Raw genomic sequence first — 25,774 nt, forward strand, 5'->3', positions numbered from 1 at the left:
ATGACCGAAGAGAAGACCGAAGAGACCTCCGAACAGATTTCGAAGGAGACCTCGACGAAGCCGAGCCGCGCCGAACTCCTCGAGGAAGAGGGCGAGATCGCCGCGGACTACCTCGAAGAGCTGCTGGATCTGGCCGATATCGATGGCGATATCGACATCGACGTCGCGGATGGCCGGGCACAGCTGTCCATCGTCTGCGAGGACGATGAGGACTCCAATCTGGGCACGCTCGTCGGCAGGGAGGGACGTACCCTCGGTGCCCTGCAGGAGCTCAGCCGTCTGGCCGTGCAGACCCAGACGGGCCAGCGTTCCTGGCTGATGCTCGACATCGACGGGTTCCGCAACAACCGTCGTGACGAGCTCATCAAGAAGGCGAAGCGGGCCATCGAGGAGGTCAAGGACGGGGGCGAGCAGTTCGCCTTCAAACCGATGAACAGCTTCGAACGCAAGATCATCCACGATCAGGCGGCGCGCGCCGGTCTGATCTCGGAGTCCGAGGGTGAGGGCGACGGCCGTCATGTCGTCATCCGGCTCGCCGATGACTGACCTGCCCGACACCGCCGCCGATCTGCCTGAGATCGAAACTCCCCCAACCGGCACCGAGGAGTACTTCGGTGCCGCATTCCCCACAGCCCGGCGGTATGCCGAGCACTTGGCCACCACCGGCATCGAGTGGGGCCTCATCGGTCCGCGTGAGGTCGACCGCCTCTGGACGAGGCACATCCTCAACTGCGCTGTGGTTGCCGAGTTCATCGGTGAGAACGACGTCGTGGGTGATGTCGGCAGCGGTGCCGGTCTGCCGGGAATCCCGATCGCGCTGCTGCGCCCGGAGGCGAAGATCGTTCTCATCGAGCCGATGGAACGACGTGTCGAATGGCTGACCATGGTCGTCCAGGATCTGGGGCTGTCGAATGTGCGCATTGTGCGAGCGCGGGTCGAGGAGCTCGTCGACGAAGAGATGTTCACCGTGGTGACCGCTCGGGCGGTGAAGGCGATGACGACTCTCATCGAGTGGACTCGCGAGGTCATCAGCCCCGGCGGCCGGATCCTCGCCCTCAAGGGCGCCTCTGTCGAGGGCGAGCTGGTCAAGGCGAAGAAGCTGGTCAGACGCTATCGCCTGTCTCAGCCCGAGATCCATGTCGTGGATGCAGACGGTCTCCTCGAAGTCCCGAGTCGTGTCGTCGAGATCGTGAAGAAATAGGACGAAGTAGAGTAGGTCTAGGCTGAATAGAGCTTTGTGAAACCGATGGATGATGGAGTGCGCCCTATGCCGATCATGGATGAGTCGTCTCCCATTGGTGCCGCGATCGCACGGGACAACCGGCGGGCTGATCGACTGTCTCAGACGACCTTTCCACGACCGGACTCGACCCGCATCTTTACGATCGCGAACCAGAAGGGCGGCGTCGGAAAGACCACGACGGCGGTGAACATCGCGGCGGCTCTGGCCAATCAGGGCCTCAACGTTCTGCTCGTCGACATCGATCCGCAGGGCAACGCGAGCACAGCCTTGGGAATCGATCACTACTCCGAGGTGACCAGCATCTATGATGTCCTCATCGACGACGTGCCGATGCGTGAGGCCGTGGCTCAGTGTCCGGACTTCGACACACTCAAGTGTGTGCCCGCGACGATCGATCTGGCCGGCGCGGAGATCGAACTGGTGTCCCTGGTCGCCCGTGAACAGCGGCTGCAGCGGGCATTGGGCATCTACCTCAGGGAAGAGGAGGAAGCCGGTCGGCGCGTCGACTACATCATCGTCGACTGCCCGCCGAGTCTGGGTCTGCTCACCGTCAATGCCTTCGTCGCTGCGCGCGAGGTCCTCATCCCCATCCAGTGCGAATACTACGCGCTCGAGGGACTGAGCCAACTGCTGAAGAACATCCAGCTCATCCAAAAGCATCTCAATCCGGAACTGGCCATTACGACGATCCTGCTGACGATGTACGACGGGCGCACCAATCTCAGTGCCCAGGTAGCCGAAGATGTGCGCACCCACTTCCCAGAACAGGTTCTCGGCACAGCGATCCCGCGGTCGGTGAGGATCTCCGAGGCTCCCAGCTACGGACAGACAGTGATCTCATATGACCCCAATTCCAGCGGCGCCCTCTCGTATCGAGAAGCCGCTGAAGAAATCGCGAATCGAGGAGTAAGTCGTGGCTGAACGCAAGAAACGAGGCCTGGGTCGAGGACTCGGAGCATTGATCCCCGACGCGAACTCCAACGATCGTCCGGTCGATGTGTTCTTCTCCGGTGGCAGTGGGGAGGAAACGGAGAAGGAGCAGAAGACCTCGCGTACTGCACGCAATGATCCGGCTGCGTCCATGCAGTCCTCTCGACGACGCAAGACGAAGGCAGGCGGATCGGCCAAGTCGACTGAGTCGACCGCGGAGAGGACGAAGGTCCCTTCGGCGTCTGGTTCCACCACGTCGACAACGTCGAAGACAAGTTCGAAGACGACAGGTTCCAAGACGGCACCTTCGAAGACGACAGCATCGAAGGCGGCATCTTCGAAGACCGCAGGCTCCGGTTCCTCGTCAGCGAAGACGAGCTCGAGTAAGACGAACGGTGCGCCGACTCCCGCGAAGAGGAAATCAAGCGCATCAGCAGCGTCGAAGAAGACATCGAGCGCTGAGTCGACGGCCGTCAGCAGTGCCGCGAGGGAGAAGGCCCGCATCGCCAAGGATGCAGGTACGAAGGCCGCCGCTTCGAAGACGGTGGAGAACAGCCCATCGGAGACGGCCCCGTCCGGCGCCGCGTCCTCTCCCGCCTCTGCGAAGGATTCAACGGTCTCGGACTCGCAGGCCGTAGAAAGTGTCCCGGAGGCCGCGTCGGCCTCTGAGTCGGCATCGACATCATCTATCGCATCAACCGCCCTCAGTGACGCCCCAGAGACCGCGCTGAAGACGACTGGCAGCGCGGACGAACAGGATGCGGCAGACGACGGTGTGACTGAGCCGGCGACAGAGCAGGATGCGAGCGAGGATGTCCGTGAAACGCATCCTGGCGTCTACACATCCTCCGGCTATCAGGACTCGACAGGTCGAGCCGAGCCCGAAACAGAATCCGTCACGCCTGACACTACTGATGTAGTAGAATCAGCGACAGGAGTTGAAGCGGCAGACGATCCTGATGATCTCGCAGCGTCGTCAACCATTGAGACAGCTCCTGACGCCTCTTCTGAGACCGACGCCGACGCTTCTGAAGGATCAGCAGGCGGTGTCGAGAGTGACGAAAATGTCTCCGGGGGTGTCGAGTCGATTGCAGACACTGAATTCGGCGAGATCGATGTCGACCTGATCGACGCGAACCCTCGGCAGCCACGAACGGTCTTCGACGAAGACCTGCTTTCAGAACTGGTGCACAGCATTCGCGAGATCGGTGTGCTGCAGCCGGTCGTTGTACGTCAGAAGCCGAGCGACCGCTCGCGCTTCGAACTCATCATGGGTGAGCGTCGCCTTCGTGCGACGAAAGACGCCGGTCTGACGACAATCCCAGCGATCATACGGTATGTCGAAGACACCGATATGCTCAGGGATGCTCTGCTCGAGAATCTTCATCGTGCCGAGCTCAATCCCCTGGAAGAGGCTGCCGCTTACGGGCAGCTGCTGGAAGACTTCGGCTGCACCCAGGAGGAACTCTCCGAGCGCATCGGCCGCTCGCGGCCTCAGATCTCCAACACCCTCCGTCTGCTGCGTCTGCCGCCTTTGGTGCAGCGCCGCGTCGCTGCTGGCGTTATCTCCGGCGGTCATGCCCGTGCGATTCTTGGTCTTCGGGACCCCGAGCACATGGAGGTTCTCGCCCAGAGAATCGTTGCGGAAGGGCTTTCGGTTCGGGCTTCGGAAGAAGCCGTCGTTCTCCTTAACAGGGGCGACTCGATCAATGTTTCACGTGCAACGACGAAGGTCGCGCCTGAGTTCCTGGCGGTTGCAGAGCGTCTCGGAGATCGACTGGATACGAAGGTGAACATTTCCGTCGGTAAGAAGAAGGGCAAGCTGAGCGTCGAGTTTGCGAACCACGAAGATCTGGATCGCATCCTTGGCCTGCTCGGTATAGCAGAAGCGGATCCAATGTAGCTCTATCAGATCAATCCGATGGGGCCCGGGTGATTCCGGGCCCCTTCTGGTATTCATGAGCACCCACGTCGCCCCTTTCGACCCCCCAGACATAGCGACCTGTCGTTGTCGGCGCAGAACGGTCTTTGAGGCAAGCGAGGCGTCAATCTTCCTTTGGCTGATATCTCTGGTTGCGGCATCCGGTATTGCTTCTTTGGCGGAAGAAGCAGCTCTGGACAGTTCTATCGATAGCCCAGGACGTCCGCTTAACTATCCCCTTCTGCGTTTCACGTGAAACCGCCTGTTTCAACACCGCCTCCCATGTAGTAGCCGGGTAGCGCCCTCATTGACGAAAAAAGGAGGTACCGAATTACCGGGGCCGCCGGAACCTGTTGAAAATCTCCTCCCGTTAGTTGCTTTGCCGTGACCGAACTCTTGCAGGAAGTGCCGGGAACTCCGGTACGACGTGCCGGAGTTCCCGGCACTCGGCTACGTTCGATAATGCGTATGCGGGTAGCAATCCGCTGTGTTATCGAAGGCCGGTATCGCCGAGAGCCTTTTGCGTCCCCGGCTTGCAACCGGAACCGTGCGGACGTGCGGGGGTGAGTGGAAGCAGCTCTAGCAACCTTAAGTATCTATTGGGCCATTAGGTCTACGGCCCACGTGAAACATACTGCGTGCGCCGCCGTGCGCGCGGGGCCGTTATCTCTATTTGCCGTGGAGTGCAGCAATTCATGTCTTCATAGAAGAGAGATGCCGGCACAAGACAAGAGAGATCGCCGCACAATGACGTTTCACGTGGAACGGCCGCAGTCCCATGTCTATTTCTACGTGGTTTAGTGTACGTGAAATAGCTATTGCTCCACTGCACGGCTTCTATCCGCACCAACTGCGAGCCGCTATCGCATTCCGGCGCAGCCAGCCTGTCCCCAGCGGTGGCTGAAAGAAGGGCATATATGCGGCGATTCAACAGGTCCTCTCTTTCGGGGTCTATTTTACGATGAAGAATCTGTAGTTCGGAGGGAGGCCATCAGAATGTTTCACGTGAAACAGAGACAACCGGTTTCACGTGAAATCAAGTTCCCTGAACCAACCTGTCGGTGTGGTGACGAGCAGGAGCCGATTTCTCAACGCCCCGCATGTACATCTTTGTAAGTGCATCACTTGGATTCCGCCCGAAATCTAGGCGCACCGATCTGTAAAGGGTACGTCCTTGAGTGAAGAGAACCGACGTGGATTTCATGCCCGTATTGTTTTTCTGGTGAAAGCCATCATGATTGCTTGTCAGCTGCTTAGCCCGGCGCTATTGCGAGAATCAGAAGTGACGGAAGTCCGCCATGCATCCAATGTGTGCTGTCAGCAGCCCTTGTACGCCGCGCCCACCGACGACAAGCCAACCGAAAGGCGCGCTGGTCCCCTAATATGCATCATTTGGACCGCGTTTCACGTGAAACGCTGCATCGGATAGCTTCAGCCGCCTGTGGAGTTGGTCAGTTGATGTGAAGGTTCGAGCAGGCTGTATTAATAGGTCGTAAGTTGAGGTCTTTTCGTGTGGCCCCGCTGAGGAGTCGTGGGCCTCTATTCAGGTCTGAGAACGGAGAGAATTCGTCGCGCTGTGCTCCTCCGTACAAATAGATACGTTTTACGTGGAACGTGAGAGTGGATATGACGAGATCGGACTCGTCCGATTGTGTCGGAAGTAGAGCTCGTTCCGAACGGAGTACAATACTGAACGCGATAGGCACAGGCTGGATGGCTCGCCGGTCATCTTGCATCTACGCGGCAAGCTCCGTCCTCTCCGGATTCTGGTTGGCGTCTAATAGGTGTGTCACTGCTCCCTTCGAACCTCCCTCTCCTCCCTCCTGTTCGAATAGTAGACGGTTGTGCTTGTTACAATAGATGTTTCACGTGAAACAGACGACGGAGATCGTCCAGGTACATCTCGTGGACGTCGTACGGTCATCACCTCTTTAGGAATCCCGTACTGCCCCGGGGCAAGTAACTCAATTTTTCGTGGGTCTTGCATTGGGGGTGCTATTAGCGGAGACATCTGCGGAAATTGCGAGGGGTAGGCGAGAAGAGAGCTCAATGGAACGGGTAGCTAGGGATCACTTCATCGAGCACTTTCGGGGACTGTACTGCGCTAAGGTCCTTCATCTCCCGACCCCTCGGCGAGCTGAATTGTAATGAATTCAGTGCCCGTCAGGTTCTCTTGCGTCACGAACTTCTCTTCGTTGCCTTAGGTATTGTGCAGCCGTTCCGGTTCTCGCCCTTGGTGGGCATCGGCGTGTACGTTACGAAAGAAGGGCGCGAAGGGCTGGTCTATGTGTGGTGGAAGAGCCTTTCAGACCTTGTGTTCTAACCGGGCAGGCGGCTCGAGCGAGATTGTGTTTCACGTGGAACGCCATCTGTGATTCTGAGAGTTGACGAATGTCTTCAGAACGCCTTTTGGGATCGGCCGGTCGGTTTGCATCAATGGACGAGGTGTACTGAAGGAAAGGGGTTGCCTATTTCCCCATTGGCTGGAGATGTTGAGGGCTGATTGTCTAACGGGTGAAGTCAGTCAGCGGCCCAAATTGCCCGAGATCAAGAGGTGGTCGGTGATGTCGCACAAGCGCACGAGTGTGCTACCGCTGGCTGATGGCGGAGCAGTCGCTTGGGACACGTCTCTGTCGAACTGAACAGGTCCGGCGGTCAAGTGATCCGAGGGAAGTATGCGAAGTATAGGGCCAGTGGGCAGCGGCTTCACCCGAGAGCCTTGATGGCCTCTAGGCTGAGGGTCCCTGTCTGAGGGTCATTGTCTTCTCGGATGTAGAGGCGCTGCAGACCTGCGGCGATCCCGTCGGCGATGGCATCACGAACGTATGGGTCCTGGAGACTTTCCAGGTCGCCCGGATTGGTGAGATAGCCTGTGACAACGTGGACCTTAGGTGTCTTGAGCCTCTTGAGAGATGACCAGGTGCGAGCGTGCGCTCGGCAGTCAAGCATTCCCGTACGGGCGACGACCTCACCTTGGATGAGCTCTGCGAGCTTCTGCCCGGTTGGCGAGTTCAGATCAGAGTTGCGTTCATGTCCGAAATAGAAACTTGCGATTCCGTTCGCGTCTTTGGACTTGCTCACATCAGCGGTCACCGTCACCACCGCGGACGCACCGAGCGCGTCTGCGCGATTCACCTCGACGGCGTCACCTTCGAGAAGCACTGCACCGGCACCGATGGCTTCAAGGCGGCCGACAAGGCGGGTTGCTATATCGAGAGTGAGCTGCCTTTCCAGCGTGCTCTGCTCGTCGGTCATCGGGAGCGTCTCGAAATCTACAACTGTAGTTGCAGCCTCGATGATGAAGGTCCGCCCGACGAGCGAGGTGCCCGATGCTGCAACACGGGCGCGCTCCTGGAGGGCGAAGAGGTTGCCGGTGTCCTGATTGCGGTCGATGGCGTTGAGACCGCGCAGTGTCTGCGGGCCGGTGACTCCGTCGACTTTGGTCCCAAGACTCATCTGCAGCTCCTTGACTGCCGATTCGGTTCGCGCAGCATATTCGGAGTCAATGCGGCCCGGGTAGAAGCCGAGACCGGCGAGCTTCGTCTGCAGGCGGACGACGTCGTCTCCTGTGAGGACCCTGACGGGGTCGAAACGGAGCACTCTGTCACCCAGCTGGTATCGGGCTTGTTCGAGCTCGGAAAACGTCTCTTGACCGAGCACTCCGTCGCAGAGGATGCCCCTGTCCTGCTGGAACTGGCGCACGCCGAGTTCGAAGGGCCGATCGAAATCCGCTGATTCGATGTCTCCGACTTTGAGTCCCAGACGAGCCATCTGCGATTTGATGTTCGGCAGCATCTCAGAAATGTCGCCACGCGTGTAGCGCGGTTTGGTCGTGTTCATCAATGCGTTGCCAATCTTCGGTGTAACGGGTCAAGTGCTGGGTAGGGAGGCGCAGATATGCCTAAGGCGCCTGTTGATAGTACAACAGGCGCCTCAGAGCTTGATCAGATGAACTCGGAGAGCTCGTCCTCCAGGGCCGGCTTCGGTCGGGCGCCGATGATCGTCTTGGCCACTTCGCCGTCCTTGAAGACGTAGAGGGCCGGGATCGATGTGATGCCGTAGGTGCTCGCCGTCTCGAGGTTCTCGTCGGTGTTGACCTTGACGACGTTGAGCTTCTCGCCGTGCTCTTCGGCGATCTGATCGACGATCGGGCTGACCATGCGGCAGGGACCGCACCAGGGAGCCCAGAAATCGACGAGCACAGGCTTGTCGGATTTCAGCACGGTCTCTTCGAATGTGGCGTCAGTGACTTCTGTCGACATGGCTAACCTTCCTTCACAACGATTTTCTCTAGCAGGAACAGCAGGACGTTCGGTTTCATTCCCTGCCTTTGAGCGGGGCAGACCGCATCAGGACGCGACGGCCGCTTCGACTGTCGCCGGCTTGGCTGCGGCCTCGAGGTCGGCGAGGTAGTGCTCCGCATCAAGTGCCGCGGAGCAGCCGGAGCCGGCGGCGGTGATGGCCTGCCGGTAGACGGAGTCGATGACATCGCCGGCCGCGAAGACACCCTCGACGGAGGTCTTCGATGTGCGTCCGTCGACGCTGAGATAACCATCTGGTCGCAGGTCCAGCTGGTCGGCGAACAGACTGGTCCGCGGATCGGAGCCGATGGCCACGAACATTCCGGTCACCGGCAGTTCTGTGGTCTCTCCTGTCACGGTGCTGCGCACGGTCAGTCCGGTGAGGGAGTCCTCACCATGGACTGCGACCACTTCGCTGTCGAGCAGGAATTCGAGCTTCTCGTCCGCACGGGCGCGATCCTGCATGGCCTGCGAGGCGCGCAGCTCCTGCCGCCGATGGACGAGAGTGACCTTCGAAGCGAATCGTGTGAGGAACGTTGCTTCTTCGAGCGCCGAGTCCCCACCGCCGATGACGGCGATGTGCTGGTCGCGGAAGAAGAATCCGTCACAGGTGGCACACCAGCTCACACCATGACCGGACAGCCGCTTCTCATTCGGCAGTCCGAGCTCGCGATAGGCCGAACCGGTTGCGAGGATCACGGCTTTCGCCGTGTAACGGGCACCCAGAGCGGTTTCGATCTCATGAGCACCAGGGTTGAGCCTGAGGTTAGAGACATCGTCGTAGATCACCTCGGCGCCGAACTTCTCCGCCTGCTCGCGCATGTTCTCCATGAGCTCGGGGCCCTGCACACCGGTGGGGAACCCGGGGAAGTTCTCGACATCGGTGGTGTTCATGAGCTCGCCGCCTGCGGTGACCGAGCCGGCGATGACGACCGGCGAGAGATTCGCGCGCGCCGCATAGACAGCTGCGGTATAGCCGGCCGGACCGGACCCGATGATCACCAATTGAGTATCAGTCATGTGAAAAGATCCCTGTTTCTGCTTGCTGTGCCCGGCGCGCCATGGCGTGTCGCGGGAATGACATTCGTATCTATAACCGTACGGGGCCGAAGACTATTCCGCACCTGCGGCCGCCTGACCAGCGATCCGGCACCTCCGAGACCCGCCGGAGGGGCGATCGCCGGTCCTTAACCGGTCCGATCGCCTACTTGAAGATGACGGAGCTGACGGTGGCCTTGTACCCGCCCTCGGACTCGGGCAGTTCGGTAACCCAGAGGATCAGCTTGTCGGTGGTGACCTCCTCGTCGAACTTGACCGTGACACCACCATCGGCGTCGAAGACTCCCTCGCCGATGACCTCGGCATCCTCCGGATCGTCCCCGTCGCGGATCTCGAATCTGCCGCCGGAGTTCCCGGATTTGACCTTGACCTGCTTGACAGTCGATTCGTCCTCGAATCCGATGAGCAGACCGACTCCCGATTTGAGGTTGCCGAACTTCGCCGAGTTGTAGCGATCGGTGTTCCACGAGCCTTCGGTCTTCGGAATCACGTTCTCGGTCTCGCTGTCGTGCTCCTCACCATCGCCCTCGGGATCGAGGGATTCGACGGACTCGATCTTCGGCGGAGCGGCCTCGGGGGTCTTCTTCGCCTCCGTCTTCGTCGGCTTCTCGCTCGGCGCCGAGGTCTCCGTGACCGGCGTGGATTCGTCGTCGCCGGAGTTGAGATTGATGATCACGATGCCGAGGACGATGACGGCGATGACCGAGAGGCCGAGCACCAGCCACAGGAAGGGCTTGCGCGTGGCCGCGGGATCACGATCGAAGGAGTCCGAGCCTCCCGAGGAACCGCTTCCGCCGGAGGCGGCATCACCGCCGGCTGCGCCCGGGCCACCGGCGGAGGCCGCTGCGCCCGCCGCTCCCGAGCCGACTGCCGCTGTTCCGGCAGCGCCGGCTCCGACTGCCGCTGCGCCGGCAGCCCCGGCTCCGGCACCCGATCGCTTCGAAGACGAAGCGCCGGCGGACTCGCTGTGCTGCTGACGGGGGGTGCCCGCGGCCTTGCGTTCGGCCGGCCCGACGGTTGACGAACTCGCGGTCGCCTCGGCGGTCTGGTCGTCGACTGTGTCCGGAGACAGCCGACGCATCTCCTTCGGCGGCACTGCGGCATTGGCTTCGGCCTGTCTGGCTGCCGAGCTCGCTTCGAAGGCGGCCAGGCGTCTGCGCGCCTCTTCCTCCTTGGCCTGCGCGATGCGGCGTTCGCGTTCGTACTCTCGGCGCTGATGCTCGCGCTGCTGCTCATTGGTCTCGAACATGCCGCCGAGGAACCAGGACCCGTCGTCCTCGTCCTCGTCGTTGTCCATGATCACGCGCGTGTCGTTCTCATCGCCCTCGTCCTCCGGGACGATCTCGAGCGCCTGGGTGTCGGGGTCGGGATCCTCTTCCCGCCTCATGATCGGGGTCGTGAGGTTCGCATCGTATTCGTGTGCGGCGTACTCCGAGTACTCCGAATAGGTCTGCTCCGGCTCCCACTCGTCCCAATCCTGAGCGGCGTTGTCGAGCTCCTCTTTGGCGATGGGAAAGCTCGAGGCCTCTCGCATCTGCATCCGATCGGCGTAGCGGCCCGTCGTGTGCCCGACCACTCCTGCGGCCAGGCCGCGAGTTCCGGGACGGGTGATGCCGATGCGCACGAGGGCGGCCTGCACCTGATCTTCACTGGCGCTGGCCGAACCTGCGGGGCCGGGGCCGATGGATCGGGAGCGCGCCGTGGGCAGGCTGGTCGCCTCGTCGAAGCTGCGTGGTGACTGTTCGAACAGAGACTCGTTCTCGGCCACGGGGGCGCGATTGACGTAACGCAGCAGCTCCGCGTCCCAGGTGTCGATGTAGCCGAGGATCTCGGCGACCGAACCCGGACCGGGATCCGCGCCCGTGATGATTCCGCTGACGAAGTCGTCGAGCTCGTCGGAGACCTCGGGGTTGAGCGCCTTCACCCGGGCGATGCGAGCATTCTCCTTCTCGGCCGCGGGGATGCCCTCGAAGGCCTCCTCTCCCGGCCAATAGCCGGTCAGAGCGGCGTAGAAGAGACGGATGAGGTCGGCGGCATCCTGACGCGAGGCCTTCGTCGGGGTGTATTCCTGAGGATCGACGAGCCCGGTGTCCAGCGCCAGTGCGGCATCGATGCCGATGCCTGCGATGACCACCGCACCCTTCGAGGTCAGCCCCACGACGCTCGGACGCAGGAACATATGGAAGAGCCCCCGTCTGGCCGAGGTCACCAGCGCCGAGCCGACCTCGCCGATGAGGGCGCAGGCGGCGTCGACGGGCAGCGGGGACCGGGGCAGGATCTGATTGAAAGGCGTCACCGCGATGCGCTTGATGACGATGTAGTCGAGACCGTTCGAATGACCGACATCGAGGGTCGGGGCGATGCGCGGGTCGCCGAGGATCGAGACGCGGCGGGCGGCCTCGAGGACGTCATTGGACCCATCGGCATCGGCGACGAGGATGAGCACGGGTTCGTCGAGGATCGCATCCAGTCCCGTGCAGACGGCGCCCACCTCGGGCTTCTCGGGCAGCCACCTGCGGTCGACAGTCGATACGACGTAACGGCCGGCCACCACCATGCCGGGTTCGATATCGATCAGGGCGACCACCTCCGGTGGGGATTCAAGGGCTCAGGCTGCTCTTCTTAGTTTTCCAGCAACCACGCCAATAATCGAATGCAACTCTCTGACTCTGAGCAAATAACAAGCTCCGATGAAGAACCCGAGCATCACAGTGCCGACGAGCGCCGTCGTCGCGAAGGCCTGCCAGCGTCCGGCCAGGGCGAAGTCCGGGAAGAAGCAGAGCAGACCGTAGCCCGCACCGCCGGCGACGATGGCGGCCAGCAGGAACTTCAGATGCGAGGTGAGGATCTCCCGCAGATCGATCTCGCCGAGGCGCTTCTTGAGGATGGCGAACGACACGATCATCGCGAACAGGTACCCGAGGCTCATCACCAGGCCGATGATCGCGACCGTCACCGACTTCGGGAAGATCGAAGCCGAGAGCACGGCCAGGGACTGGAAGACGATCTGCGGCAGCTGGATGAGGAACGGGGTCTTCGCGTCCTCGTAGGCGTAGAAGACGCGCTGGGCCAGATAGTTCGCGCTGAAGGGCACGAGGCCGAAGACCATGGTGATGATGACCAGCCCGATGGCCGTCGCCTGTTCCCGCCCTTCACCGGCGATGATCATGGCCACCGGTGAGGCCAGCACGATGAAGGCGATGGCGGCGAAGGAGTTGACGAGACCGACCATCCGCACGCCCATCGAGAAGTCGCCGACGACCGCCGCGGTGTCCTTTTCGGCCGCATCTCTGGCCAGGGAGGTGAAGAGGGCCGTGGCCAGGGAGACCGCGATGAGCGAATGCGGGAGCATGAACACGAGGTACGCGGTCGTATAGGCGGCGTTCGAGGCGTTCCCGTCTCCGGGCACCGAGGCTCCGGCGGCGACGCGGGAGATGATGAGGAAGCCGACCTGGCCGATGAGCATGGCCGCAAACGTCCAGAACGCGACCTTTCCGGCCGAAGCGAGGCCGACGTCGCGGAAGCCGAAGGTCGGTCTGTACTTGAAGCCGATGCGCTTGAGCGGCCAGACGAGGATGAGCGCTTGGGCCACGACACCGAGCGTCGCCGTACCGGCGATGAGCGCGATCTTGTTCGGAGTCCAGGTGTCGAGGTCATGCGGGGAGGCGCTGTTCGTCCCGAAGATGAGGATGAAGGCTGCGAGTCCGAGGATCGCGACGACGTTGTTGAGCACGGGGGCCCACATGTACGGACCGAACGAGGACTTCGCATTGAGCACCTGGCCCAGCAGCGTGTAGAGGCCGTAGAAGAACAGCTGCGGCAGACACCAGAACGCGAAGGCCGTGGCCAGCGCCATCTGCTCGTCGCTCCACCCCGAGGAATAGAGCCAGACGAGCACGGGAGCGGCTGCGGTGGCGACGAGGCTCACCCCGGCCAGGATCATGAACGAGAGGGTGAGCAGACGGTTCGTGAAGTCCGCGCCGCCGTCCTCCCGTTTGGAGGCACGCACGATCTGCGGGACGAGCACGGCGTTGACCACACCGCCGGCGAGCAGCATGTACAGGGTGTTGGGCACCTTGTTCGCGACGTCGAAGGCATCGGCTTGGACGGCGGTGACGCCGATGGCCGTGGCCAGCATCGAGGCTTTGACGAAGCCGAGTGCGCGCGAAGTCATGGTCCCCGCGGTCATGATCGCCGAGGACCGGGCCAAGGATGAGAAGCTGGACAAGCGCTACCTCTTTTCGTTCTCGTCGGTCTGGGCGCGCGCCATCGCATCGGCCAGCTGCTGTTCGGGGATCTTCGGGCGCCCGCGCGCGATCGTCTTGACCAAGCCGATCACGAACACGGCGGCCAGGGCCAATCCGATCACGGCGGTGCCGATGTTCTCCCAGTCGGCGCGGACCCTGACCATGAGCGATTCGTGCTTGGGAAGGACGACATCGTCTGCCGTGACCATCTCGATCGTGGTCGGCACATCGGCGTTGGCCAGGCCCTCGACGGGAACGTCGACGCGCATCGTCTCCGCTGCCGGCACCTTCACGGTCTCCGTGGTCTGCGCCCGCAGCTGCGGAGTGGCCGGTTTCATCCGGATCCGCAGAGTCGCCTCGGCGGGCGAATCATTGACGATGGTCACCGGGATCGTCGTCTTCTCCCCGGTCACGAGGAGGACCGACGATCCTTTGCGCAGGTGCAGGCTGTCCATGAGCTTCCGGCTCTGCTCGCGCGCGGCATCGGCGCAGATGTTCGCATTCCTGCCCAGCGTCCACGCCGCCGAGGTGCAGCTGAGCAGTTCACGGTCCAACCGGATGTCGGCGCCTTCGCGATCAGTGAAGACGCTGTTGAACTCCGCCTGGCCGGCGCGGGTCTCGGCCAGGGATCTCACCGCCTTCTTCCGGATGTGCGGCGCATCGGACTGCGACTGGAGCAGTCCCCGCGATTCGGAGGGCGAGTCGAGGAGCTCATCGAGCCCGGTCGGATCGATCCAGGGTGCGGAGTTGAGTGCTTCGACCGTCTGCTCCCACCCCTCCGAGGCGGCCGCGCGCGGCAGAGGGACGAGCAGCCGACGCGTGCGATACGGGGCTTCGGATTGGATCGCGGCCGATTCGGCGATGAGTTCGGACAGTTCCGAAGCGGGATGATCCGAGGCGATCGCCTCGGCGCTGAGATCCGTCAGCTTCGAATCGGTGACGAGAGTGTCGATCGTCGACTCCCCGTCGTCCGTGATCGTCGTCTGCGAATGCGCGTCGTCGTGGATGCCGGTGATCGAAGGCTGCTGCTCATCGCTGATGATCGCTGCGCTGTTGCCCGTCTTCTCAAGCGCCCGCAGCCCGTTCTTCGTGGCGCTGCCGGCTACCGGCCAGGCGATGTCGGTCCGTGCCTCGGGGAACACGTCCTTGACGAGTCCGCGCTGCTTCTGTGCGTACGTGCTCAGATGCTCGATCCTGCTGCCGCGCAGCGCGCTGAGGTCCGGATCTCCGAACGGCAGGGCGATGATCGTGTGCTTCTGTGCCGCCGAGACGAAGTCCCGGTACCAGGAGCCGAGGCGTTTGCGCTGATCGGCTTCGGCTTCGAGCTCGGCGGCGCTGACATCGCCCTCGTCGTTCTCGGCGGCGGGGACCTGCGGCGTACGGGTCTGCCCGCCGTCCTTGTCGGAGGGCTCCTCGGTCTCCTCGGGTGCCTCGCCGTCGGCGTCGGGCGGTTCGGCCACCGCGGCTTCGAAGGAGGCGATGACGCGAGGATCGATAGCCAGTCCGACCTCCTTCTTCTCGAGCAGCTTACCGATCGTCGCCAGCGAACCGCCCTCGGCGATGGCCTTGTCGAGCCGATCGGGATCGATGAGCCCGCCTTCGGTGTGACCGGGCAGGGTGACGGGCGCGAGCAGACTGACCTTCGTCTGATCGAACTTCGGATCGGGATACCAGGTGGTGAAGCCGATCTCCGAGGCACGCAGTCCGGACTCGTCGCCGAGCTGCACGGCGAGGCCCCGCGGACCCCAGGAGCTCACGGGCGAGGACTTCTTCAGCCCGAGGTCGTCCGCCGGCACGGTGACGGTGAACTCAGCGGAGGCGCCGGGATCGATCCGGTCGTCGAAGGACGCGTCGACGCTCGTCCCTGGCGAGCTCTCGTCCTCGCCGCCGTCCTTCTCCGCCTTCTTGCGCGCTTCGGGACCGTCGTCCTCGAGATCGGCGATGGTCCGGTGCCGGGCCTGGCTCTTCTTCCAGGAGCTCAGGCGGGACTCCGAATCGAGCGTGCGGGTCGACATCTCCAACCTCAGGCTGGGGTTCTCGATCGGCTTCTTCGTCGTGTTCGAGACGTGTCCGCGAACCGTCAGCGTCCCCTCCTCGTCGACCCAGGGGGTCACCTCGTCGAGGGTGATCGTGACGTCATCGTCGGCGGCACCGTCCGTCGTGCTCGCCGCCGCGGGCGCCGCGGACAGGACGGGAAATGCGAAAACCGGCCCTGCGAGCAGGAGGAGGGTGCTCAGCAGGGCGGTGAGGAATCGCATGTGGCGGATGGGAATGGGTTTCACTGCTCCAGTTGGGACACCATCGGGCGGGCGGCGGCGACGATGCGGCGCTCATTGGCGAAGGAGAGTCGCGAACGCAGGTCGTCAAAGGGCACCCACGCCGCATCGATCGCTTCTTGGTCAGGATCATTATCCACGGTCAGGGTCCCCGACTGTGCACGGAGGAGGAAATGGTGGACGAGTTTGTGGATGCGGATCCCGGTCACGGTGAACCAGTAGTCGACGGTGCCGAGCGGGCAGATGATCTGGCCGCGGATCCCGGTCTCCTCCTCGATCTCGCGGCGGGCCGCCTCGGCGGGGGTCTCCGTGCCTTCGAGATGGCCCTTCGGCAGGCACCATTCGATCCGACCGGCCCGATTGATGCGGGCGATGACGGCCACGGTGCGCTTCGGGTGGGAGAAGTCGACGACGATGCCACCGGCGGAGATCTCCTCCACAGTGGTGCGGCGGGACGTGCGGGGTCCCGGCTTGGGCATCGGTGTGGTCATTCTCCTACCTTAGTAGGCGAATCTTGGAAGTTCCGTGTCATCGGCTCCCGGTAGGCTTATGGAGGCCAGAACTTCCGCCTGCACCGAGGCGGTGGAGCAAGAGCAGACAGCTGGAAGAAGGAGCTCGGTGGATCCGCAGACCGCGCATACCCGACTGCACGACAAGCTCGATGAGCTCGAGCACATCCTCGGCCCCCTGGGACAGAGGTTCTCTGCGGCCGGCTTCGAACTCGCCCTCGTCGGCGGTTCCGTCCGCGACGCGCTGCTCGGCCGTCCCATGCCCGACCTCGACTTCACGACGAACGCCGAACCGGACGACATCCTCGCGCTGATCGCGGACTGGGTCGACACGCACTGGGACATCGGTCGCGAGTTCGGCACCATCGGCGCGGTGAAGTCCGGCGTGCAGATCGAGATCACGACTTATCGCGCCGAGGCCTACGAGGAGGATTCGCGCAAGCCCACAGTGCGTTTCGGCAAGGATCTCGATGCCGACCTCGTCCGTCGTGACTTCACCATCGGGGCGATGGCGATCCGCCTGCCGGGCAAGACCTTCGTTGACCCGCACGACGGCTTCGAGGATCTCATCGCCGGACGCATCCGCACGCCGGGGACGGCAGCCGATTCGTTCTCCGACGACCCGCTGCGGATGATGCGCGCGGCTCGCTTCACCTCCCAGCTCGGACTCGCTCCCGTCGCCGAGGTCGAAGAGGCGATGAGTGAGATGGCCGAGAGGATCGAGATCATCTCCGCCGAACGCGTCCAGGTCGAACTCGTCAAGCTCATGACCGGCACTGACCCGGCAGCCGGCATCGATCTGCTCGTGCGCACGGGCGTCGCCGACCATGTGCTGCCCGAGGTGTCCGGACTGCGTCTGGAGACCGATGAGCACCATCGGCACAAGGACGTCTACCAGCATTCGCTGACCGTGCTCCGTCAGGCCATCGACCTCGAACAGCGCTACGCCGCCGCACAGCGGGAAGCCGGCATGGACGACAGGGACCCGCAGCGCCTGCACGTCCCGGACTTCGTCGTCCGCTTCGCCGCCCTCATGCACGATGTCGGCAAGCCCGCGACCCGGCGCTTCCAGCCCGGGGGCGCTGTGACGTTCTACCACCATGACGCGGTGGGGGCGAAGCTCACGGCCAAGCGGATGAAGACGCTGCGCTTCGACAAGGACACGACGAAGGCGGTCGGCCGCCTCGTCGAGCTCCATCTGCGCTTCTACGGCTACGGCGATGCCGGGTGGACGGACTCGGCGGTGCGCCGCTACGTCACGGACGCCGGCTCGCTGCTGACCCGACTGCACATCCTCACCCGCGCCGATGTGACGACGCGGAACAAGAAGAAGGCCGATCGGCTGGCGTTCGCCTATGACGATCTCGAAGAGCGCATCGAGGTTCTGGCCGAGCAGGAGGAGCTCGATTCGATCCGTCCGGACCTCGACGGCCGGCAGATCATGGCGATCCTCGACATCGAACCGTCACCCCTGGTGGGCAAGGCCTACAAGCATCTGCTCGAGCTGCGGATGGAACATGGTCCCTTGGGTCCCGAACGCGCCGAGGCAGAGCTGCGGTCCTGGTGGGAGGACAACGGTCGGTGACCGACCCCCGCTGAGCTCCCGTCTGCGTGGTGCTGATAGCTTCGGTATCGCGTAGATTTGTGCCAGACGTCACACGCTGTGACGCGGGCGACGATGTGAGGAGACAGCAATGACAGTGACCGACGAGTTCCGGGCAGCCCGAGATCAGCTCATCGAGCTCCGCAGCGACTACGACACCGCCCGTGAGAAGTTCGAATGGCCGCGTTTCACACATTTCAACTTCGCACTCGACTGGTTCGACCGGATCGCGGAGAACAATGACGATCCGGCGCTGTGGATCGTCGAGCAGGACGGATCCGAGGGCAAGTGGAGCTTCGCCGAGCTCTCCGCGAGGTCGAACCAGGTCGCGAACTACCTGCGTCGGGCCGGAGTCAAGCGCGGTGATCACGTCATGGTCATGCTGAACAACCAGGTCGAACTGTGGGAGACGATGCTCGCCGGCATCAAGCTCGGTGCCGTCCTCCTGCCCGCAACCACGCAGCTGGGCCCCATCGACCTCAATGACCGGGTCGAACGCGGCAAGGCCGAATTCGTCGTCGCCGGCACCGAGGACGCCGCGAAATTCGACGAGGTCGAGCTCGAGGTCGTGCGCATCGTCGTCGGCGGAGAAGCCACCCGCCAGCAGGACTACACCTACTCCGAAGCCGCCGAGGAGAGCACCGAATTCGACCCGCAGGGCAAGTCGCGGGCCGATGATCTGCTGCTGCTCTACTTCACCTCCGGCACGACCTCGAAGGCGAAGATGGTCGCCCACTCGCATGTGTCCTACCCCGTCGGCCACCTGTCGACGATGTACTGGATGGGCCTGACCCCGGGCGACGTCCACCTCAACGTCGCCTCGCCCGGCTGGGCCAAGCACGCCTGGTCGAACATCTTCACCCCGTGGATCGCCGAGGCCTGCGTCTTCCTCTACAACTACTCACGCTTCGACGCGAACGCGCTCATGGAGACCATGGACCGGGTCGGGGTGACGAGCTTCTGCGCCCCCCCGACCGTGTGGCGCATGCTCATCCAAGCCGACCTGAAGCATCTGAAGACACCGCCGACGAAGGCCCTGGGCGCCGGAGAGCCGCTCAACCCCGAGGTCATCGACCGCGTCAAGAGCGACTGGGGTGTGCTCATCCGCGACGGCTTCGGCCAGACCGAATCGACCCTGCAGATCGGCAACCCTCCGGACCAGGAGCTCAAATACGGGTCGATGGGCAAGGCCCTGCCCGGCTTCGACGTTGTCCTCGTCGACCCGGCCACCGGTGAAGAAGGCGACGAAGGAGAGATCTGCCTCCGACTCGACCCTCGCCCCATCGGCCTGACCAGCGGCTACTGGAGCAATGAGGAGAAGACCGCCGAGGCGTTCGCCGATGGCGTGTACCACACCGGCGACGTGGCCGAACGCGATGAGAACGGGTTCATCACCTACGTCGGGCGAGCCGATGACGTGTTCAAGGCCAGCGACTACCGCCTCTCCCCGTTCGAGCTCGAGAGCGTGCTCATCGAGCACGAGGCCGTCGCCGAGGCGGCTGTCGTGCCCTCGCCGGACCCGGTGCGTCTGGCCGTGCCCAAGGCCTATGTCGTCGTCTCCGAGAAGTTCGAGGCCGACGCCGAGACCGCTCGGTCGATCCTCGCCTACTGTCGGGAGAACCTCGCGCCGTACAAGCGCATCCGCCGTCTCGAGTTCGCGGAGCTGCCGAAGACGATCTCCGGCAAGATCCGCCGTGTCGAGCTGCGTGCGCGCGAGGACCAGCTGCACCCCTTCAGCGGCGAGCCCGTGGTCGAGGGCAACGAGTACGCGGACACGGACTTCGATCTCAAGAGCTGAGCCGCCGTCCGGTGCCCACTCGGGGCCGCCTCGGCGAGCAGCAGGTGAGAGAGACTGAGTCTTTGAATGTGAGCAAACACGCACACGGCGTGGTTGATTCTCAGGGCTTGAATTAAAATGCCTGATGAGATGCCTTGCACAGGGTTACTCGATGAACCATTCGGTAACCTCGCCCGGTGATTCGGCGCGGGGTTCAGCAGTTTTTCACGCTCTACTAAAGAATGCGTGCGAGACTGATTGGCGTCTTTGACCTTTTTCGGACCTCGTCGCCACGCAATGCGGCAGGCTGACTGACCTGGAGGACCTTGGGTGGCTAAGGGACAACACACAGCGAAGAACATCGGCAGGAACACGAAGAATCTGCTCAACTACCCGCGAGCGGGTGTCAGCGGCTGGACTCGTTACCTGCCGAGCATCCGCGTACTCGTCGTCGGCGGGCTCAGCGTCATCATCGCCCTGTGCGTGCTCTTCGCCATCGGGTATGCTTCGACGGACATCCCCGAGCCGAATCTCGAGGCGACCGGTCAGACCTCGACGATCTTCTACAGCGACGGCAAGACGCCGATCGGTCAGTACAAGGTGGAGGACCGCAAGTCCGTTGACATCGACGAGATCTCCGAGCCGATGCAGAAGGCCGCGATCGCGGCCGAGGACACCTCGTTCTATGAGAACCGCGGCATCTCCATCAAGGGCCTCTCCCGCGCTGTTGTCGGCGTGGCGACGAATAAGTACGCGGGCGGCGGGTCGACGATCACCCAGCAGTACGTGAAGAACTTCTACCTCACGAATGAGCACTCCTTCGATCGCAAGATCAAGGAGATGTTCATCTCGCTGAAGATCGACCAGCAGCAGTCCAAGGACCAGATCCTCGCGAACTACCTCAACACGATCTACCTCGGTCGGCGCTCCTACGGCATCGAGGTGGCCGCGCAGAACTACTTCGACAAGCCGGCCAAGGATCTCGACGTCAGCGAATCCGCTCTTCTGGCCGCGATGATCCAGCGCCCGGGCGCTGCCGATCCTTCGGAGAACCCCGAGGCGTATGAGGACCGTTTCAACTATGTCGTCAAGTCGATGACCGACGAAGGCTTCATCACCGAGGAGCAGGCCGCGAAGGTCGAGATGCCGAAGGTGCAGAAGGCGAACAAGGAGTCCTCGCTGTCGGGCCAGAAGGGCTACATGTGGGACTTCGTCCGGCGCGAGGCGCTGAAGAAACTCGACATCGACGAGGCCCAGCTCGACCGCGGCGGCTACAACATCGTCACGACCTTCGACAAGGATCGGATGAAGGCAGCCGAGAAGGCCATCAAGTCCCTGCCGCCTAACCAGCCGAAGGGCATGCAGGCGGGACTCGTCTCGATCGACCCGGACAACGGCGGGATCGAAGCCTTCTACGGCGGCAAGAACTACCTCGACCAGGCCTTCAACGCCTCCACGCAGAGCCATGTGCAGTCGGGTTCGACGTTCAAACCGTTCGCACTCGTCGCCGGTCTGGAGAACGGTGTGCGTCTGACGGACACCTATCCGGGATCCAGCCCGACGACGCTGAACAACGATGGGACCCCGTGGACCGTCAACAACTTCGGCAGCACGAGCTACGGACCGGTGAGCCTGCTCAAGGCGACCCAGTCCTCGATCAACACCGCCTATGCCGCACTCAACGTCCAGGTCGGACCGGACAAGACGGTCGACGTGGCGCAGCGCGCGGGCCTGAGCGGCAACTGCACCGATGAGGAGATGGAATCCGGCAGCACCGGAGGCTGCTCGATCGGCCTGACCCCGAACCCGTCGAACGTACTGGGCACGGCGAGCGTCAAGCCCATCGACATGGCCACGGCCTATGCGACCTTCGCGTCCAACGGCGTCCACCACGACACCCATTCGATCAAGAAGGTCACTCAGGGCACCGACGACGAGGAAGTGTACAAGGCCGAGACCAAGGGCAAGCGCGTCTTCGACAAGGCAGTCGCCGCGGAGACCTCCTTCGCTCTGCAGCAGGTCGTCAACGGCGGTTCGGGAAGCTACGCCCAGAACCTCGGTCGACCCGCCGCCGGCAAGACCGGCACCACGAGCGAGAACAAGGCCGCTTGGTTCTCCGGTTACACCCCGAACCTCGCGACATCGGTCGTCCTCTACCGCGAGGTCGACGGCAAGGAAGTCTCGATCGGAGCCTACGGTGGTCGCGGCCAGGTCACCGGCGGATCCTTCCCGGTGCAGGTGTGGACCGACTACATGCAGCAGGCGCTCGAGGGTGAGAAGGTCGAACAGTTCCCCGCCCGCGGTGAGCTGCCCGATAAGCCCAAGCCGAAGAACACGAACCCGGCCCCTGCCCCGAAGCCCGAGCCGGAGGCACCGTCGGGCAGCAACGACGGCAGCGACGGCGACGACTCCGAGAAGAAGGCGCCCGTCGAGGAGCCGACCAAGAAGCCGGATGACGACGACGAGAAGGACAAGAAGAAGGACGAGAAGGACGGTTCGAAGGACGAGGACGCCCGTGAGGACAACGGCTCCTCGAAGGATTCGGACAAGGGCAAGGACGGGTCGAAAGACGACGGCACCGACGGCGGAGAAAGTGACAAAGGCTCCGACAACGGCAACGGCGGAGAAGGCGAAGACGGCGCGAAGGACGACAACGATTCGCCAGATGATGGACCGTCAGGCGGACTTCCCATTGATCCGCCGAAGTCCCCTGGGGGCAATGACTAGTAACCTCGAGTCATGCCTTCGAAGCCCAGTACCCGGATCGCCGAGCCTCTGCTCGGCGGTCCGGTCGGCATTCACCTGGCAGCAGCCGGGACACGGTTCCGCAGCGGCCAGGCCTACGTCCTTGCGGCGGTCCTCGGGCTCACCACTCTCCTCGCCCTGGCCCTGCAAGGTCCGTGCCTGAACTCGGGGTACGCCCAGCCGTCCGCCTCGGCGAGGATGTGCGCCGGCCCGCTGTCCACGGCGTTCGCCGGTGAGGTCAACCCCGAGGTGCTCGGACGCTCCCATGGCGGAGCGGCCGCACTAACCCCGCTGGAGGGCCGCCTCGTCGACCTGCTGCATCTGGTCACCGACGACGTCTCGCTGTTCATGGCCGTCGTGCTCCTGCTCAACACCGCTGGCATCGCGGCCATCGGCGCGGGCCTGCTCATCCTGGGCCGGGAACGGGCATGGCTGGTGGCGGTCTTCGCCTCCCCGCTCATCCTCTTCACCCTCGGCTCGACCCTCGACCCGGTCGCGCTCGCCCTGGGCGTGTGGGCGATGGTCCTCTTCTCCGGCTCTCCGCCGATTCGCCCGCGCAGCTGGCTGGCCGGCGTGCTGCTGGGCATCGCGACTTTCATCAATCCGCTCGCCCTCCTCGTCCTCCTCGCCCTGACCGTGGCCGGACCGCACCCTGCTCGTGGGCTGCGGCCCCGCAGTCCGCGCATGATGCTGGCCTCGGCGACGGTCACCTCGGCGCTGCTGCTCGCGATCGACATGACCGCCATCGATCGGATCGTGCACTGGTATTCCGATGCGATCGACGGCGGCTCCTTCGCTTCGATCCTGCTCATGGCCGAACTCGGCGACGTCTCCCTGTGGGCGCCGCTGTGGATCATCGCCAGCGGCGGAGTGATCCTGGCCGTCGCGGTCTGCCTGTACATGGTCCGAGCCACCGGACTCGACCCGGCCGTGTCCGCCTGCCTGCTCATCGGCGGTTGCCTGCTGCTGGCTCCGGGCCTCATGCCCTGGGACAGTCTGTGGCTCCTGCCCTTCGCCGTCCTGGCGATCCGCCGCTGGTGGGTGCTCATCGTCTGGACCCTCGCCGAGGCGGTGTTCGCCATCGGCATCCAGCTCGGCGACGTCTCCGGCTTCGAGCCCTCGAAGGGACTCGACCCCGCGTTCGTCGCCGTCTTCGCCTTGCTGCGACTGCTCGCGCTCGTCCTCGTCGTGATCATGGCCGGTGAGAACCTCTACCGGCGGCGCATCCGCGGTATGCCGGTCTCCGCAGCCTCTCCTCGGCGTGGGCAAGAGCACTAGCTCGGACATGACAGCGTGAGCACCGTTCGACTAGACTAGCGAAGTCTGTTCCCATTTCGTGACCAGCACGGAGGCGGAACGGGCATGCATATACCCTCCTGCCATGGACCGACCATGGCCGCAAAGACCAGAGGAGGTGGGTGACATATGCGTCAATACGAGCTCATGCTCATTCTTGATAACGACCTCGAAGAGCGGACGCTGGCTGACACCGTGAACAACCTGATCAAGGTTGTCCCGGCTGAGAACGGCACCGTCGACAACGTGGATATCTGGGGACGTCGTCGCTTCGCGTACGAGATCCAGAAGAAGTCCGAAGGCTACTACGTCGTGGTCGATTTCCACGCCGAGCCCGCAACGACCAAGGAACTCGATCGTCAGCTCGGACTCAACGAGTCCGTTCTGCGCACGAAGATCCTCCGCCCGAACGCCAAGTAAGGCATTCAAGCTACCTCGCTTCAAGGAGCATTCAATGGCAGGCGAAACAGTCATCACGGTCGTCGGGAACCTGACCAGCGATCCCGAACTGCGCTTCACACCGAACGGTGCGGCAGTCGCAAACTTCACCGTGGCCTCGACGCCGCGTATCTTCGACCGTCAGGCCAACGAGTTCAAGGACGGGGAGACCCTGTTCCTGCGCTGCTCGGTGTGGCGTGAAATGGGAGAGAACGTCGCCGAATCCCTGCAGCGCGGTACTCGGGTCGTCGTCCAGGGACGACTGAAGTCCCGGTCCTTCGAAACCAAGGAAGGCGAGAAGCGCACGGTCATGGAGCTGGACGTCGACGAAGTCGGCCCCAGCCTGCGACGCGCCACCGCTCAGGTGACGAAGAACACCCCCGGCGGCGGAGGATTCTCCGGCGGCGGCAACTTCGGCGGAGGCCAGGGCGGAGGCGGCCAGCAGGGCGGCTTCGGCAACCAGCAGTCCTCCGGATGGGGCAACAACCCCCAGCAGGGCGGCCAGCAGGGTCGTCCTCAGCAGGGCGGTTACGGCCAGGGCAACAGCGGACCGGCAAATGACCCTTGGGCATCATCGAACCCGCAGAGCGGCAACGGCGGCTGGGGCAACCCTGGCGCCGACGAACCCCCGTTCTGATCCACGTCTGAAGACATTTCGTTAACAGGAGATACTCATGGCAAAGCCAGAGATCCGGAAGCCTATCAAGAAGAAGGCTAATCCGCTCAAGAAGGGCGAAGCGGCGAACATCCACTACAAGGACACCGCTACGCTCCGCAAGTTCATTTCCGACCGCGGCAAGATCCGTGCACGTCGTGTCACCGGTGTGACCGTGCAGGAACAGCGCGTCATCGCAAAGGCTGTCAAGAACGCCCGCGAGATGGCACTTCTGCCCTACTCGAGCTCAGCTCGCTGATCGGAGGGAAAGAAACATGCCTAACCGCAAAGTGATTCTCAACCAGGAAGTCGACGGCCTCGGTGCCGCCGGCGATGTCGTCGAGGTTCGTGCCGGATACGCACGCAACCTGCTGCTGCCCCGTGGCTGGGCATCCGCATGGTCCGCAGGCGCGGAGAAGCACATCGAGGCTCTCCGCAAAACCCGCCAGGCCAAGCAGATCGCCAACCACGATGAGGCCGTGAAGGTCAAGGGCGAACTCGAGTCGACCACGGCTCGCATCGACATGAAGGCCGGCAAGAACGGTCGCCTGTTCGGCGCCGTCACCCCGGCTCTCGTGGCCGAGGCCCTGCACAATGTCACCGGGCGCGATTTCGATCGTCGCCAGGTCGCTCTGACCGGTCACGTCAAGACCCCCGGCAGCTACAGTGCTGTCGTGCGCGTCAGCGACGAGATCACCGCGAAGATCAAGTTCGAGGTCATCGGCAAGGCCTGATCCCGGCCCCGATCACCTCAGCACCGCCGAGGCGGCACCC

General features: G+C 63.2%; 19 protein-coding genes. 12 read left to right on the forward strand and 7 right to left on the reverse strand.

Features of this window, described 5'->3' with window-relative positions; genetic code table 11:
* The 4 genes from IHE57_RS00490 (at nt 1) to IHE57_RS00505 (ending at nt 4,076) form a co-directional block, all read left to right on the forward strand.
* Nucleotides 1-546, forward strand: coding sequence for a Jag family protein (locus IHE57_RS00490; protein ID WP_209324443.1), 546 nt, complete (start codon nt 1-3; stop codon nt 544-546).
* Nucleotides 539-1,201 (forward strand): 16S rRNA (guanine(527)-N(7))-methyltransferase RsmG, encoded by a 663-nt coding sequence (rsmG, locus tag IHE57_RS00495; RefSeq protein ID WP_209370067.1) that lies wholly within the window; start codon nt 539-541, stop codon nt 1,199-1,201. The genes IHE57_RS00490 and rsmG overlap by 8 nt, the downstream gene beginning before the upstream one ends.
* Nucleotides 1,202-1,267: 66 nt before the next feature.
* Entirely contained in the window at nt 1,268-2,164 is an 897-nt protein-coding gene (locus IHE57_RS00500) for a ParA family protein (RefSeq protein WP_246475774.1), read from the forward strand.
* Nucleotides 2,157-4,076: a ParB/RepB/Spo0J family partition protein gene (locus IHE57_RS00505; protein ID WP_366933810.1), complete on the forward strand. Its 1,920-nt coding sequence runs from the start codon at nt 2,157-2,159 to the stop codon at nt 4,074-4,076. The genes IHE57_RS00500 and IHE57_RS00505 overlap by 8 nt, the downstream gene beginning before the upstream one ends.
* Before the next feature lie 2,724 nt (nt 4,077-6,800).
* On the opposite strand, the gene IHE57_RS00510 is transcribed toward IHE57_RS00505, so the two are convergent.
* From IHE57_RS00510 to IHE57_RS00540, 7 genes are all read right to left on the reverse strand, one after another.
* Complete coding sequence (locus IHE57_RS00510; protein WP_253719813.1) at nt 6,801-7,889, reverse strand: N-acetylmuramoyl-L-alanine amidase; 1,089 nt, start codon at nt 7,887-7,889, stop codon at nt 6,801-6,803.
* 149 nt (nt 7,890-8,038) lie between these two features.
* A complete protein-coding gene (gene trxA, locus IHE57_RS00515) occupies nt 8,039-8,356 on the reverse strand; it encodes a thioredoxin (RefSeq protein ID WP_135537710.1) in 318 nt (105 codons plus the stop codon).
* Nucleotides 8,357-8,443: 87 nt separating this feature from the next.
* Entirely contained in the window at nt 8,444-9,415 is a 972-nt protein-coding gene (gene trxB, locus IHE57_RS00520) for a thioredoxin-disulfide reductase (protein WP_209370069.1), read from the reverse strand.
* 184 nt (nt 9,416-9,599) lie between these two features.
* Entirely contained in the window at nt 9,600-12,041 is a 2,442-nt protein-coding gene (locus tag IHE57_RS00525) for a protein kinase family protein (RefSeq protein WP_209370070.1), read from the reverse strand.
* A 21-nt stretch (nt 12,042-12,062) separates the two neighbouring features.
* Nucleotides 12,063-13,682, reverse strand: a complete 1,620-nt coding sequence (gene murJ / locus IHE57_RS00530; RefSeq protein WP_209370071.1) for a murein biosynthesis integral membrane protein MurJ — start codon at nt 13,680-13,682, stop codon at nt 12,063-12,065.
* Nucleotides 13,683-13,685: 3 nt separating this feature from the next.
* Entirely contained in the window at nt 13,686-15,983 is a 2,298-nt protein-coding gene (locus IHE57_RS00535) for a DUF6049 family protein (RefSeq protein ID WP_366933811.1), read from the reverse strand.
* Entirely contained in the window at nt 15,980-16,468 is a 489-nt protein-coding gene (locus tag IHE57_RS00540; RefSeq protein WP_209324435.1) for an NUDIX domain-containing protein, read from the reverse strand. The genes IHE57_RS00535 and IHE57_RS00540 overlap by 4 nt, the downstream gene beginning before the upstream one ends.
* A 127-nt stretch (nt 16,469-16,595) precedes the next feature.
* Between IHE57_RS00540 and IHE57_RS00545 the strand changes: the two genes are divergently transcribed.
* The 8 genes from IHE57_RS00545 (at nt 16,596) to rplI (ending at nt 25,734) form a co-directional block, all read left to right on the forward strand.
* Nucleotides 16,596-18,071 carry a CCA tRNA nucleotidyltransferase gene (locus IHE57_RS00545; protein WP_343071821.1) on the forward strand — a complete coding sequence of 492 codons (1,476 nt, stop codon included), beginning with the start codon at nt 16,596-16,598 and terminating at the stop codon, nt 18,069-18,071.
* 109 nt (nt 18,072-18,180) lie between these two features.
* A complete protein-coding gene (locus tag IHE57_RS00550; RefSeq protein ID WP_209370072.1) occupies nt 18,181-19,887 on the forward strand; it encodes an AMP-binding protein in 1,707 nt (568 codons plus the stop codon).
* Nucleotides 19,888-20,196: 309 nt separating this feature from the next.
* Nucleotides 20,197-22,593: a transglycosylase domain-containing protein gene (locus IHE57_RS00555; protein WP_209370073.1), complete on the forward strand. Its 2,397-nt coding sequence runs from the start codon at nt 20,197-20,199 to the stop codon at nt 22,591-22,593.
* Between the two features lie 12 nt (nt 22,594-22,605).
* Nucleotides 22,606-23,889 (forward strand): hypothetical protein, encoded by a 1,284-nt coding sequence (locus IHE57_RS00560; RefSeq protein ID WP_209370074.1) that lies wholly within the window; start codon nt 22,606-22,608, stop codon nt 23,887-23,889.
* Nucleotides 23,890-24,036: 147 nt separating this feature from the next.
* Entirely contained in the window at nt 24,037-24,327 is a 291-nt protein-coding gene (gene rpsF / locus IHE57_RS00565; protein WP_209324431.1) for a 30S ribosomal protein S6, read from the forward strand.
* Between the two features lie 34 nt (nt 24,328-24,361).
* The gene (locus tag IHE57_RS00570) at nt 24,362-24,982 is read left to right on the forward strand and encodes a single-stranded DNA-binding protein (protein ID WP_209370075.1); all 621 of its coding nucleotides are present in this window, start codon (nt 24,362-24,364) and stop codon (nt 24,980-24,982) included.
* A gap of 37 nt (nt 24,983-25,019) precedes the next feature.
* Complete coding sequence (gene rpsR / locus IHE57_RS00575) at nt 25,020-25,259, forward strand: 30S ribosomal protein S18 (protein WP_025779604.1); 240 nt, start codon at nt 25,020-25,022, stop codon at nt 25,257-25,259.
* Nucleotides 25,260-25,275: 16 nt separating this feature from the next.
* Nucleotides 25,276-25,734 (forward strand): 50S ribosomal protein L9, encoded by a 459-nt coding sequence (rplI, locus tag IHE57_RS00580; protein ID WP_209370077.1) that lies wholly within the window; start codon nt 25,276-25,278, stop codon nt 25,732-25,734.
* Nucleotides 25,735-25,774: the final 40 nt, after the last annotated feature.

This window comes from Brevibacterium renqingii (assembly GCF_017808105.1).
GTDB classification, from domain to species: Bacteria; Actinomycetota; Actinomycetes; order Actinomycetales; family Brevibacteriaceae; genus Brevibacterium; species Brevibacterium renqingii.